The sequence below is a fragment of the Streptomyces sp. NPDC002911 genome, assembly GCF_053591835.1.
The window spans coordinates 42581-56259 of sequence record NZ_JBSFUO010000022.1 but is presented as its reverse complement, the minus strand read 5'-3'; the positions used below and the strand labels follow the sequence as shown (position 1 = coordinate 56259).

General features: G+C 71.5%; 9 protein-coding genes. 3 read left to right on the top strand and 6 right to left on the bottom strand.

The genetic code is table 11. The features are described 5' to 3' along the window. Nucleotides 1-106: 106 nt before the first annotated feature. Together ACWD04_RS26315 and ACWD04_RS26310 are read right to left on the bottom strand one after the other, a co-directional pair. Entirely contained in the window at nucleotides 107-2866 is a 2760-nt protein-coding gene (locus ACWD04_RS26315; RefSeq protein ID WP_451135906.1) for a protein kinase, read from the bottom strand. Nucleotides 2867-3042: 176 nt separating this feature from the next. After that, complete coding sequence (locus ACWD04_RS26310; RefSeq protein ID WP_451135904.1) at nucleotides 3043-5190, bottom strand: protein kinase domain-containing protein; 2148 nt, start codon at nucleotides 5188-5190, stop codon at nucleotides 3043-3045. Between the two features lie 119 nt (nucleotides 5191-5309). On the opposite strand from ACWD04_RS26310, the gene ACWD04_RS26305 reads away from it, so the two are divergent. Then, on the top strand, nucleotides 5310-5594 hold the full coding sequence (locus ACWD04_RS26305; RefSeq protein ID WP_451135902.1) for a hypothetical protein: 285 nt from the start codon (nucleotides 5310-5312) through the stop codon (nucleotides 5592-5594). A gap of 361 nt (nucleotides 5595-5955) precedes the next feature. Here the strand turns inward: ACWD04_RS26305 and ACWD04_RS26300 are convergent, their stop codons facing one another. Beyond that, the gene (locus tag ACWD04_RS26300; protein ID WP_451135900.1) at nucleotides 5956-7662 is read right to left on the bottom strand and encodes a glycerol-3-phosphate dehydrogenase/oxidase; all 1707 of its coding nucleotides are present in this window, start codon (nucleotides 7660-7662) and stop codon (nucleotides 5956-5958) included. A 251-nt stretch (nucleotides 7663-7913) separates the two neighbouring features. Between ACWD04_RS26300 and ACWD04_RS26295 the strand changes: the two genes are divergently transcribed. Beyond that, entirely contained in the window at nucleotides 7914-9176 is a 1263-nt protein-coding gene (locus tag ACWD04_RS26295) for a nucleotide sugar dehydrogenase (RefSeq protein WP_451135898.1), read from the top strand. Between the two features lie 112 nt (nucleotides 9177-9288). Continuing rightward, the gene (locus ACWD04_RS26290) at nucleotides 9289-9960 is read left to right on the top strand and encodes a hypothetical protein (protein ID WP_451135896.1); all 672 of its coding nucleotides are present in this window, start codon (nucleotides 9289-9291) and stop codon (nucleotides 9958-9960) included. Between the two features lie 73 nt (nucleotides 9961-10033). Here ACWD04_RS26290 and ACWD04_RS26285 read toward each other — a convergent pair whose 3' ends face one another. The 3 genes from ACWD04_RS26285 to ACWD04_RS26275 all read right to left on the bottom strand — a co-directional run bounded on the left by ACWD04_RS26285 (nucleotide 10034) and on the right by ACWD04_RS26275 (nucleotide 13480). After that, entirely contained in the window at nucleotides 10034-11158 is a 1125-nt protein-coding gene (locus ACWD04_RS26285; protein ID WP_359469626.1) for a GuaB3 family IMP dehydrogenase-related protein, read from the bottom strand. 104 nt (nucleotides 11159-11262) lie between these two features. Continuing rightward, nucleotides 11263-12768 (bottom strand): IMP dehydrogenase, encoded by a 1506-nt coding sequence (gene guaB / locus ACWD04_RS26280; protein ID WP_451135894.1) that lies wholly within the window; start codon nucleotides 12766-12768, stop codon nucleotides 11263-11265. Nucleotides 12769-12904: 136 nt separating this feature from the next. Beyond that, nucleotides 12905-13480: a sigma-70 family RNA polymerase sigma factor gene (locus tag ACWD04_RS26275; protein ID WP_451135892.1), complete on the bottom strand. Its 576-nt coding sequence runs from the start codon at nucleotides 13478-13480 to the stop codon at nucleotides 12905-12907. Nucleotides 13481-13679: the final 199 nt, after the last annotated feature.

Here is a 13679-nt window from a genome sequence, read left to right as displayed (position 1 = left end):
CCCCGTTCCTTGGGACGACAGGGTACGGAGGGGAGGCGGTGCCACGTAACCTCGCATCGCCCACGAGACCGCACTGTGATGCTTGTCGCGTTTCGCTGCCGACCCGTCAGGAGCTCACGCGATACGTGGATATGACCTGCCCGTAGATGTCGGAGACCTTGTCCCGCTCGCTCTCCGGGCCGATGACCTGGACGATGTGATACCTGCCGTCCACGATCATGACCAGGTTACGGACGTACACCTCACGGCCGGTGCTCTCCTGCCAGGTGAACTGGCCCTCTGCCATGGCCTGTCGCCCGACGTCGACCCGGCGCAGGCCGGTGGACGTGGCCCAGGTGGACTCCCGGAAGGACTGCAACTCGGGTTCCTTGTCCCGCTGGTAGTTCAACGGGTCGTCGCCGTTGGCCTTGACGGTGTCCCGGCCGGGCACGACGAGCACACTGAACCCGTCGCTGCCGTAGCGGACCTGACGGTCCGCGTTGGCCGGACTGCGCTGCCAGTTTTCCGGCACGCCGAGCTCGAAGCCTTCGGCGTCCTTGCGCAGCTCGTATCCCGGTGCGAGGGCGATGGCGGAGCGGCTGGTCTGCGGCTTCTCCGAGCCCGACGATCCCGAGGGGCCGGAGGACGCCGGCGCCTCGGTGGACGGGCTGTTGCCGGGCTCCGGGTCCGCCGGTGCGACGGAGCCTGAAGGCGCTGCCCCCGTCCCCGGGCCTTCCTTCGGCATGAACAGCATGGCGTATGCCACGGCAGCGGCCATCGCCAGCAGTATCAGCACCAGCAGCAGCCGTCCGAGCCGTCGCGGCGCCCGGCCACCGGGCTGCGGCTGGCGCAGCACCTTGGGCCCCTTGGGCTCGCGGGGCGCGCGCGGCGGCTTCTCGTACACCTGCGGCTGCTCGTACGTCTGCTGCTGCTCGTACGTCTGCTGCTGCTCGTACGTCTGTTGTTTGTCGCGACGCGCCGGCTTTCCCTGGCGGTGCCGGCCCGCGCCGCCACGGCCGCGGCGGCGGCGCACCAGCTCGCCCCGGCGGCGTACGACCGGCAGGCGGGTGGCGTCGGCGGGCGGCAGCGTGACGATGTCGGCACCGGCCTCGGGCTCCGGCGCCGAACGCACGAGCGAGCGCAGCCAGCCGCGCAACTCCTCGAAGTCGGGGCGCTCCGTGGGGTCCTGGCGCAGCAGTGATTCGACGACGGGGCGCAGCGGGCCGCACTCCTCCGCGAAGGCCGGCGGCTCGCCGCAGACCATCTGGACGAGCTCGGCGGCGTTCTCCTCCGGATACGGCGCGTGGCCCTGCACGGCACGGTAGAGCAGTGCGCCGAGCGCCCACAGGTCGGTGGAGGGGCCGATGGGCGGGGCGAGCTGCCAGTTGTCGTGGACCGGTCCCGCCTGCTCGGGCGCCCACCGCTCGGTGACCGCGCCGACGACGGCGATACGGGCCTGCCTGGCGCGCTCCGCGGCGAGGGGAGTGGCCGGGCCCCGGTAGGCGGGGGTGGCTCCGCTCCCGGCGACGACCTCGTCCCACCCTCCGGCGGGCGCGCGGGCGGGCACGGGCTGCGGCAGCCGGTCCTGGCGCTCTGCCGATCCGCCGCCGAGGCGCCGGGCGTCGGCGCGCAGCGCGTCCTCGCCGGAGCCGCCCGGTCCTCCGGAGCCGCCCGCGGGCACGGAGCGGCCGGCGCCGGGACCGTCGCCCCAGGTGCCTGCGAGATGGACACGCCGTCCCGGGGGCCCGGGGCCTTCCGGGCCCCCGTCGTCTTCGTCATCGTCATCGTCATCGTCGACGTACGGGTACGGGGCGTCGGCCGCCCCGCCCCAGGTGCCGGTCAGCTGCGGGAGCCCGGGGGCGGGAGGGGCGGAGGGCCCCTCACCGGGCTCCTCACGGGCCGCGGCGCGGGCGGCACGCAGCTGCGCCGGGCCCCCCTCGGCGGACTCCGTGGTGGGCAGGGCAGGGGGCGGGGCGGGCTGTGCCACCTCGATCCCGGCGTGGGAGCCGGCTGCCGGCACCCCGTCGGTGGACGCCTTGGAGGCGGACAGGCCCCCCGGCGCGGGCAGCGCGCCGTGCCCGGGTACACCGGCACCCGGCTCGTACGCACCGGACCCGACGGCGGGGAGCTCGTACGGCCCGGACTCGACCGCCGACGGATCGTACGGGCCGGTGAGGCCGGATTCGACCGCCGGCGGATCGTACGGGCCGGTGGGACCCGATTCGACCGCCGGCGGATCGTACGGGCCGGTGGGACCCGATTCGACTGCTGGGGGCCCGTAAAGGTCCTCCTCGTCCGGCTGCGGCGCCGGGACGTATCCGCAGAGCGCCTCCTCGGCGGCGCCTGCTGCGAGACCCGTCAGCACGACGCGGCCGTCGTCGCAGACCAGCACCGTGCGGACCGTGATGTTGCGGTGGGTCCAGCCGTGCGCGTGCAGCACCCGCAGCGCCGTGAGCACGTCGGAGCCGATCTCGGCGGCCCGGTACGGGTTGAGGGGCCGCTCCGCGAGAAGTGCGGCCAGCGGCCGGGCGGCGACCAGTTCACTCACTATCCAGAGCGATCCCGCCTCGGCGAACACGTCGAACACCTGATCAAGACGAGGATGATCGGGCACCTGGGCCGCCGCCTGTGCGGCCTCGATCGCGCGCCGGACCGCGGGGTCCGTGGGCCGCCGCACCGTACGCCCGGTGGCGCGCCGGGCCGAGGGCAGGCCGTCGCCGTCGAGCACCTCGGCGTCCACGACCTCCGGCAACGGCACCTGACGGACCAGGACTTCTTGTCCGCTGTACGTATCGAACGCCCGCGTCTCGACCAGTTCGTACGCATCGGACGGGGGCAGCGGAAGGCGGTAGCGGTCGGCAAGCACCCGACCCGCATAGTCGTCCACGACGCCTCCCCAGAGCGCGCTGTTCCCCCGGTCACCGAGACCACGTGAATCCATCGATCGCGGTCACTTGCTGCGCATTGACCACCACTCCGGCTGCGTACGGTCTTCGGCCTCTCACCATACGTGCCAAGTCGCGGCCGTGCGGCCGGTCACGGCAACCCGGCCGCACGGGCAGGTCAGTCGGTCGGAGCGAAGGTGGCGTGCGCCGTCTCACGCAGCGTCCGGCACTCCGCGCCGTCCCATGCGTCCGCCTTGCAGCTGATCATGATCGAGTAGCCGTGGGTGGCGTCGACCTTGAAGCCCCGGTTGAGGACGCGGACCGGCATACCCTGCTGATCGCGGGTGAACTCCCAGTCGGCGACGGTCGGGTAGCCGTTGAACTCGACCTTCCTTATCCCGAGGTGCTTGTAGCCGTTGCTGAGGCTCCTGGTGGCCGCGACCGCCCCGGCCCAGGCGGCTGCCGCGTCGTCCTTCGGGGAGGAGTTGTAGTCGACTTGGACCCGGGGGAAGCCGCCGTCGGCGTTGTAGATGGCGCCCGAGTTCTTCCCCGCTATTTTGTCGAACGTGAAATTCGCGGGCATCGCCATGGAGAAGTGGAACTGCTCGTTGGTGACGGTCTTGTACCCGGTGGGCAGCGCGTCCGGGTCCGGGGACGGCTCGTCGGCCTCCGGCGAGGGCGACGTGTCGCCGGACGCCTCGCCCTTGTCCTGCCCCTGGCCGTCCTTGCCGCCGTCCTGGGTGCTGTCCTCGCCCTTGCCGGCGCCGCCGCCGGTGGCGGGCTCGGCCTCGCCACCGGACGTCGCACCGGCCGACGCGGCGGTGTCGCCCTTGGAGCCGCCGCCCTCGTTGCCCGTGTCGTCGTCGCCCCACGTGAGCGCCAGGACCGTGCCGAGGACGGCGAGCACGACGACACCGGCGATGACTGCCAGCGTGCGGCGCGGCACGACATCGGTGATCGACGCGCGGGTCGCCGCCGGGCGGCCGGACGGCACGGCCGGCCCGGAAGCCGATGCCATGGCGGCCGGGGTGCCCGGCGCCCGCGAGGGCTCCGGGGGGACAGCGGCCGCGGCCGCCGGGGACTTCGCGTTGCGTACGGACCGCAGCGCAGCACGCAGCCGTTCCCGCGTGTTCTCGGCGATCCCGGACACGCCGACCGAAGTGGTCGCCGGCGACGAACCGGACGAGGAACCTTCAGCCTGGCCCGCAGCGCCGGAGTCACCGGTGGCCGGTTTCCCGGAGCCCGCGACGGGCCCGGAGCCGCTGCCTTCGCCGGCCGGGGCGGACACGGCGGCAGCGGCAGCGACGGATGCGGCGGCGGCGGCCTTCTTGCCACCGCCCTTGGCGTCGCCCCTGCTGCCCTTGGTGCCCTTGGTGCCCTTGCCGCCCCTGCTTTCCTTGTCGCTCTTGGAGTCACCGATCGTGGGCAGCGCCATGATCTGGGTGGAGTCGGCCGGAGGTACGACAGGCTTTTCCGGAGCATTGATCACCGCGTTGAGCAGGACGCGCGCCCCGGCGTCGTCCAGCCGCTGGTCGGGGTCCCTGGCCAGCAGGCCGTAGATGACCTCCTCCAGCGGCCCCGCGTTCGCCGGCTGCTCGACCGGCTCCGTCATCACCGCCGTCAGCGTGGCGATGGCCGAACCCTTGTCGTACGGCGGGCGGCCCTCGACGCTCGCGTACAGCAGCCCGCCCAGCGACCACAGGTCGGCGGGCGGCCCCGGCTTGTGGCCCCGGGCCCGCTCGGGCGAGATGTAGGAGGGGGCGCCGACGAGCATGCCCGTCGAGGTGACGGAGGGGTCACCCTCGACCTGGGCGATCCCGAAGTCGGTCAGGACGACCCGGCCGTCCTCCGAGATCAGCACGTTGGACGGCTTCACGTCGCGGTGCAGGATGCCCTCGCGGTGCGCCGAGCGCAGCACGTCGAGGATGGCGAGGCCCACCTCCGCCGCGCGCCTCGGCGTCAGCGTCCCGTCCTCACGGATCACCTCGGCGAGGGACTTGCCCTCGATGAGCTCCATGACGATCCACGGCCGGTCGTCCTCTTCGACCACGTCGTAGACCGTCACCGCACTGGTGTTGCGGATCCTCGCGATCGCCTTCGCCTCACGCAGGGTTCGCGTGATGAGACGCCGCTTCTCGTCCTCGTCGATGGACGACGGGAACCGCAGTTCCTTGACCGCGACCGTACGCCCCAACGTCTCGTCGGCAGCACGCCAGACCGTGCCCATGCCGCCCCGGCCGAGCACCTCCCCGAGGCGGTACCGCCCCGCGAGGAGACGTCCGTCCGTGTCCCGTTGGGGCTCCCGCGCCTGCTCCGCCTCCGACATGCGTCCCCTCTGCGATCAACCCGCCCTGGCAGAGCGTTCATTGTCCCTCACCCCAGGACCGGTCATGGTCCCGGGTCCGGGGTCGGCCATGATGTGGCCGGAGGAAGGAACACCCCGCCATGCCGATGTTCAGGGCGCTGCTCGCCGCCCCGCTGGTGTTGGCTCTGCTCGCCGTGGGAAGCGCGAGCATGTCCAGCGAACCACACCTCACGACCGCATCGTCCTACCTCCCCCGGTTCGTCGTCGAGGGCCGCGCCCCGGCGGCCGCCTTCCCGGCGCGCCGCGACGCCCCCCGGCGGCGAGGTGGTGCACGGCTGCGCGGGGCCCTGAACAAAGCTATCTGCCGGGCCCCGTGCACGGCCGGGGAGCCGACGGATCCGCCATCACCCTGCGCGCACTGCTGACCCACACCAGCGGCCTGTACGACTGCACGTCGCCCCAGCCCACCGCGGACCCGGCACCCACGGGCGCCGGCCCGTCGGACCAGCCCCTCACCCCCGGCGCCGCGGTCGGTACGGCCATGGCCCGTCCACCGGTGCCGGCGCACGGCTCGTGCGGAAGGGGGACCCATCTGCGAAAACTCTCCTGCGGCACCACCGTCCAAGGCCACAACGGGCACACCGGCAGTTACGTGCGGACCGCCGCGACCCGCGACGGCCGTCACGTCCTCACTTCCGGGCCGGCACCGGCCCACCGCCCGGCGAGACCCTCGAAGCGGGGCTGCTGGAGGCGGAGTCCTGCCCGGTCCCCTCCCGGGCAGGATCCTCAGAGGGGCAAGATGTCCGGTGCCCCCAGCCGTGCCGCGTCCGCCGTCTGGTCGTCCGGCTGCCGCTGGGACTCCCGCTCCGCCTCCACCCGCTTGCGGTAGTGCTCCACCTCGCGTTCGACCTGGCCCGTGTCCCAGCCGAGCACCGTCGCCATCAGGTCGGCGCACTCGCGGGCGCAGCGGGTGCCCCGGTCGAAGGTCTCGATGGAGATCCGGGTGCGCCGCGTCAGGACGTCGTCGAGGTGCCGGGCGCCTTCGTGCGAAGCGGCGTAGACGACTTCGGCCCGCAGATAGTCCTCGGCGCCCGCCAGCGGCTCGCCCAGTGAGGGGTCTCCCTGCACGAGCTCGAGGAGCTCCTCGGTCATCGAGCCGTACCGGTTGAGCAGATGCTCCACCCGGGCGACGTGCAGCCCGGTGCGGGCGGCGATCCGGGCGCGGGCGTTCCACTGGGCACGGTAGCCCTCGGCGCCCAGCAGCGGGATGTCCTCCGTGACGCAGTCCGCCACCCGCTGGTCCAGCGCGTGCACCGCCTCGTCGACGGCGTCCTTCGCCATCACCCGGTACGTCGTGTACTTGCCGCCCGCCACGACGACGAGCCCGGGCGCCGGATGGGCCACCGTGTGCTCCCGGGAGAGCTTGCTCGTGGCATCCGACTCACCGGCCAGCAAGGGCCGGAGTCCGGCGTAGACGCCCTCGACGTCATCCCTGCCCAGTGGGGTGTTCAGCACCGAGTTCACGTGTTCGAGCAGATAGTCGATGTCGGCGCTGGAAGCCGCCGGATGGGCCTTGTCCAGGTCCCAGTCGGTGTCGGTCGTGCCGATGATCCAGTGCCGTCCCCACGGGATCACGAAGAGCACGGACTTCTCGGTCCGCAGGATGAGCCCTGTCGAGGAGTGGATGCGGTCCTTGGGCACGACGAGATGGATGCCCTTCGACGCCCGGACGTGGAACTGTCCGCGCTCGCCGATCAGCGCCTGGGTGTCGTCCGTCCACACCCCGGTCGCGTTGACCACCTGCTTGGCCCTGACCTCGTACTCCCCGTCACCCTCGACGTCCTGCACCCGCGCGCCGACGACCCGCTCGCCCTCCCGCAGGAACCCGGTCACCCGCGCCCTGTTGGCGACGTGCGCGCCGTAGCCCGCGGCCGTGCGCACCAGGGTCGCCACGTAGCGCGCGTCGTCCATCTGAGCGTCGTAGTACTGCAGGGCTCCGACCAGGGCGTCCTTCTTGAGCGCGGGGGCGACCCGCAAGGCGTGGCTGCGGGAGAGATGCCGGTGCACGGGCAGCCCGCGGCCGTGGCCCGAGGACACCGACATCGCGTCGTACAACGCGACGCCCGAGCCGGCGTACAGCCGCTCCCAGCCCTTGTGCCGCAACGGATAGAGGAAGGGAACGGGCTTCACCAGGTGCGGCGCGAGCCGCTCCAGCAGGAGTCCGCGCTCCTTCAGCGCCTCTCGTACGAGCGCGAAGTCCAGCATCTCCAGATAGCGCAGCCCGCCGTGGATCAGCTTGCTCGACCTGCTGGACGTGCCCGACGCCCAGTCGCGCGCCTCGACCAGCCCGGTCGAGAGTCCTCTGGTGGCCGCGTCCAGCACAGTACCGGCGCCGACCACGCCCGCGCCCACGACCAGCACGTCCAGTTCGCGCTCGGCCATCGCGGTCAGCGCCTCGGCGCGCTCCGTGGGTCCCAGTGTCGCTGTCCTCACTGCTGCCTCCCGGTAGTCCCGGTGCATCGGGGTGGTACGGCACGTGGCGAGGACCGGCCGGGGGCCGGGCGCCCGTGCCCACCCCTCGATTCTGTCCGTGGTCCACGACTTCAGCCACCGCCTGTGGACAACACCCGCCTCACGAGAGTCACAGAATCCGACATATAGGTAATATTTACGCCTAGTCTGACATGGCGCTGTCCCCAGCAGTTGCGCTTTCTGTCTCTTGGCCTTAGGGAAGGACGGCCCACATGCCCGCAGACCTCGCCGTCATCGGACTCGGTCACCTCGGCCTGCCCCTCGCCCAAGCAGCCGTGGGCGTGGGAATCCACACCGTCGGCTACGACACCGACCCACGCCCCTTCGCCGAACTCTCCGCAGGCCGTACGCCGGTCGAGGGATCCCTCAGCGCCTCCGACATCCGCCGGATGGTCGCGGGCGGATTCCGGCCCACCGCCGACCCGGCCGAGCTGGGCCGGGTGCGCACCGCCGCGATCTGCGCGCCCACCCCCCTGGGGCCGGACCGCAGCCTCGACCTCGGCGCGGTGACCGACGCGGCGCGGGCCCTCGCCGCCCGGCTGCGGCCGCACACCACCGTCCTGGTGGAATCGGCCGTGCCGCCCGGCACCACCGAGAACGTCGTGCTCCCCCTTCTGGAGGAGGGCTCCGGGCTGCGCGCCGGACGGGACTTCCACCTCGCCCACTCCCCCGGCCGTCTCGACCCCGGCAACCGCACCCATGTGTACGGCAACACCCCGAAGGTGATCGGCGGCCTCACCTCCGCGTGCACCGAATCGGCCGCCGCCTTCTACGGGCGCCTCACCGACAAGGTCGTCCGAGCCCGCGGGCCGCGCGAGGCGGAGATGACGAAGGTCCTCGAAACCAACTTCCGGCACGTCAACATCGCCCTGGTCAACGAGATGGCGGTGCTCTGCCACGACCTCGGCGTCGACCTCTGGGACGTCATCAGGTGTGCCGAGACCAAACCGTTCGGCTTCGAGCCGTTCCGGCCCGGCCCCGGTGTCGGCGGCCACGGCGCCCCGGTGGACCCCGGCTACTTCCCGTACAACAGCCGTACGCCCGGCCACCCGTTGCGCATGGTCTCACTGGCCAAGGACATCAACGACCGGATGCCGAGCTATGTGATCCAGCGCTGCGCGACCCTGCTGAACGAGCACGGCAAGTCCGTCCGAGGGGCCAGGGTGCTGCTGCTCGGCGTCACGTACAAGCCGGATCTCGCCGACCAGGAGGCCTCGCCCGCCCGCGAGATCGCGACCCGGCTGATGGACATGGGTGCCCAGATCGGCTACCACGACCCGCACGTCCTGGACTGGCGGGTGCGCGACCTGCCCGTTCCGCGCGCCGACTCCCTCTACGAGGCCGCCGCCGGAGCCGATCTGACGGTCCTTCTCCAGCACCACCGCACCTACGACCTCCAGGGCCTCGCGGTGAAGGCCCAGCTCCTCCTGGACACCCGGGGAGCCACCCCGGCGGGAGCCGCACACCGTCTGTGACGCGCCCCCGGGAAGTCCCGTCGGGATGACCGATGGGCCGTGCCGGTGCGGACTGCTAGCCTGCGGCGTCACTTCTCGCGCACCTGTGCGTACGTCCCAGGGGGAACCGCTCATGAGCCAGCCCGTACAGCCGCCGAACCCACCGCAGCAGCCCTACGGCGGTTATCCCGCTGACGGCAACCCGTATGCGGCGCCCGGCAACCCGTATGCGGCGCAGCAGCCCGCTCAGCCCGGCAACCCCTACGCGGGTCAGCAGCCCGGCGCGCCGACGGGCAACCCGTTCGCGGGTCAGCAGGGTCAGCAGCCCGCTCAGCCCGGCAACCCGTTCGCGGGTCAGCAGCCCAACCAGTTCGGCGGCCCGTTCCCGCCCGCCCCGCAGGCAGCCGGCAACAAGGTCGGGCTCGGCGTGCTGGCCGCCCTGGGTGCCGCGATCGTGGCCGCCGTCCTCTACGGCGTCCTCGCCGGGTCCATCGAGCGTGAGGTCGGCTACGCGGCCGTCGGTGTCGGCTTCCTGGTCGGCTTCGCCGGGAGCAAGGTCGGCGGCGGCAACCCCGCCGTCCTCGGTGCCAGTGTCGTCTTCTCCCTGGCCGCCGTTCTTCTCGGCCAGCTCGTCGGCATGTCGATGATCCTCGCGGAGGCCAACGGCGTCGGCTTCTCCGAGATCTTCTTCGACCACTTCGGTGACGTCTTCGACCTCTGGAAGGGGGCGGCCGGCTTCATGACGTACCTCTTTCTCCTCCTGGGTCCGGTGGCCGCCTTCGGTGGCGCCAAGCGCGCCGGCTGACACCTCACTGCACACGCACGACGGCCCGGACCACTTCCTGCGGTCCGGGCCGTCGTGCGTGCCGCGCGGGGAATCAGCGGCGGTGCTGCGAGTCCGCCACCGTCACCTCGACCCGCTGGAACTCCTTGAGGTCGCTGTAGCCCGTGGTGGCCATCGCCCGGCGCAGCGCGCCGAAGATGTTCATCGAGCCGTCGGGGCTGTGCGAGGGACCGGTCAGGACCTCCTCGGTCGTGCCGACGGAACCCAGGTCGACCAGCTTGCCGCGCGGCACGTCCTCGTGGACAGCCTCCATGCCCCAGTGCCGGCCACGGCCCGGCGCGTCCGTGGCGCGGGCCAGCGGCGAGCCCATCATCACGGCGTCCGCGCCACAGGCGACCGCCTTGGGGATGTCGCCGGACCAGCCGACGCCGCCGTCCGCGATGACGTGCACGTACCGGCCACCGGACTCGTCCATGTAGTCACGGCGGGCCCCGGCCACATCGGCGACCGCGGTCGCCATCGGGACCTGGATGCCGAAGACGTTGCGCGTGGTGTGCGCGGCGCCGCCGCCGAAGCCGACCAGAACACCGGCCGCGCCGGTGCGCATCAGGTGGAGGGCGGCGGTGTACGTGGCGCAGCCGCCGACGATGACCGGGACGTCCAGCTCGTAGATGAACTGCTTCAGGTTGAGCGGCTCGGCAGCGCTGGAGACGTGCTCGGCGGAGACCGTCGTACCGCGGATGACGAAGATGTCCACGCCCGCGTCGACGACGGCCTTGGAGAACTGCGCGGTGCGCTGCGGCGACAGCGCGGCGGCGGTCACGACACCGGAGTCGCGGACCTCCTTGATGCGCCGGCCGATCAGCTCCTCCTGGATGGGGGCGGAGTAGATCTCCTGGAGCCGCGGGGTGGCGGCCTCGACGGGCATCTCGGCGATCTCGTCGAGAAGCGACTGCGGGTCCTCGTGGCGGGTCCACAGCCCCTCGAGGTTGAGGACACCGAGGCCGCCCAGCTCGCCGATGCGGATGGCAGTCTGCGGGGAGACCACCGAGTCCATGGGGGCGGCCAGGAAGGGCAGCTCGAAACGGTAGGCGTCGATCTGCCAGGCGATCGAGACCTCCTTCGGGTCGCGGGTACGCCGGCTCGGCACGACAGCGATGTCGTCGAACGCGTATGCCCGCCGACCGCGCTTGCCGCGCCCGATCTCGATCTCAGTCACGATGATGTGGCCTTTCCTCTACGTCTGCGCTGACCAGTATCCCCGACACACACATGAGGGGCGGTCCCGGGAACCCCGGTCCGCCCCTCACCTGCGTCTATGTGTTACTTCCTGCTGTAGTTCGGCGCTTCGACCGTCATCTGGATGTCGTGCGGGTGGCTCTCCTTGAGACCCGCCGAGGTGATCCGGACGAAGCGACCGTTGTCCTGGAGCTCCGGAACCGTCCGGCCGCCGACGTAGAACATCGACTGGCGCAGACCGCCGGTGAGCTGGTGGACCACCGCGGACAGCGGGCCACGGTAGGGAACCTGGCCCTCGATGCCCTCGGGAACCAGCTTCTCGTCGGAGGCGACGCCCTCCTGGAAATAACGGTCCTTGGAGTACGACCGCTGGTCGCCGCGGGTCTGCATGGCGGCGAGCGAACCCATGCCGCGGTACGACTTGAACTGCTTGCCGTTGATGAACATCAGCTCGCCCGGGGACTCCTCGCAGCCCGCCAGCAGCGAACCGAGCATCACGGTGTCCGCGCCGGCCACGAGGGCCTTGGCGATGTCGCCGGAATACTGCAGGCCGCCGTCGCCGATGACCGGCACACCGGCCGCCTTCGCGGCGACCGAGGCCTCGTAGATGGCCGTGACCTGCGGGACACCGATGCCGGCGACCACGCGGGTGGTGCAGATGGAGCCGGGGCCGACGCCGACCTTGATGCCGTCCACGCCCGAGTCGATGAGTGCCTGGGCGCCGTCACGGGTGGCGATGTTGCCGCCGATGACGTCGATCCCGGAGGCGTTCGACTTGATCTTGGCGACCATGTCGCCGACGAGGCGGGAGTGACCGTGCGCCGTGTCGACGACGATGAAGTCGACACCGGCCTCGGCCAGCGCCTGAGCGCGCTCGAACGCGTCCCCGGCGACACCGACGGCGGCGCCGACGAGCAGCCGGCCTTCCTTGTCCTTGGCGGCGTTCGGGTACTTCTCGGCCTTGACGAAGTCCTTGACGGTGATCAGGCCCTTGAGGACCCCGGCGTCGTCGACCAGCGGAAGCTTCTCGATCTTGTGGCGGCGCAGCAGCTCCATGGCGTCCACGCCGGAGATGCCCACCTTGCCCGTGACCAGCGGCATCGGTGTCATGACCTCGCGCACCTGGCGGCCGCGGTCCGACTCGAAGGCCATGTCGCGGTTGGTGACGATGCCGAGCAGCTTGCCCGCCGAGTCGGTCACCGGCACACCGCTGATGCGGAACTTCGCGCAGAGCTCGTCCGCCTCGCGCAGGGTCGCGTCCGGGTGCACCGTGATCGGGTCGGTGACCATGCCGGACTCGGAGCGCTTCACCAGGTCGACCTGGTTGGCCTGGTCGGCGATGGAGAGATTGCGGTGCAGGACACCCGCGCCACCCTGCCGGGCCATGGCGATCGCCATGCGCGCCTCGGTGACCTTGTCCATCGCAGCCGAGAGCAGCGGGATGTTCACCCGCACGTTCTTCGAGATGTACGAGGAGGTATCGATCTGATCGGGCGCCATGTCGGACGCGCCGGGCAGCAGCAGCACGTCGTCGTATGTCAGCCCGAGCGTCGCGAATTTCTCGGGCACTCCGTCGACGTTTGCAGTCATGACACCTTCCCCAAATGGCCTTGATCGGTGCGGATGTCCATGCTAACGGCCTCGCGGGGTGTCTCATTCCACGATCAAGATCACTTGACGGTTCTGTGGCTTCCTCCACACCTCAAGAGCCTTCAGGAACTGCTCTTCACTGGCCCGCGAGGGCTCGTAGTCTGCTCAGCGCACGGTGCTGGGCGACCCGGACGGCGCCCGGGGACATTCCGAGCATCTGCCCGGTCTCCTCAGCGGTCAGCCCGACCGCGACCCGGAGGACCAACAGCTCGCGCTGGTTCTCCGGCAGATTGGCGAGAAGCTTCTTGGCCCAGGCCGCGTCGCTGCTGAGCAGCGCCCGCTCCTCGGGCCCGAGTGAGTCGTCGGGCCGCTCCGGCATCTCGTCGGAGGGCACGGCCGTCGACCCGGGGTGCCGCATGGCGGCGCGCTGGAGGTCGGCGACCTTGTGGCCCGCGATGGCGAAGACGAAGGCTTCGAAGGGCCTGCCGGTGTCCTTGTAGCGAGGCAGCGCCATCAGCACCGCGACACAGACCTCCTGCGCGAGGTCCTCCACGAAGTGACGGGCGTCACCGGGCAGCCGGTTCAACCGGGACCTGCAGTAGCGCAGCGCGAGGGGGTGGACATGGGCCAGCAGATCATGGGTGGCCCGCGCGTCACCGTCGACGGCACGGTGCACCAGAGCACCGATCACCGTCGTCCCGTCCTCGCGCATCGGACCATGGTGCCTTGGGGCCGTCCGATCCGAATCATCGCGTCCAGGGTTGTGCACCGAAGCGTTATCGGCGGGCGCGTCGGAACGGTCGGCGGGCGCGTCGGTACCGCCGGTGTGTGCGCCGGCTCGTGCGTCGCCGGCATTGTGAGCGGGTGCGCCGGATGTCATGTCCTGCGCCCTCCCCTTCCGCTCGACCGAA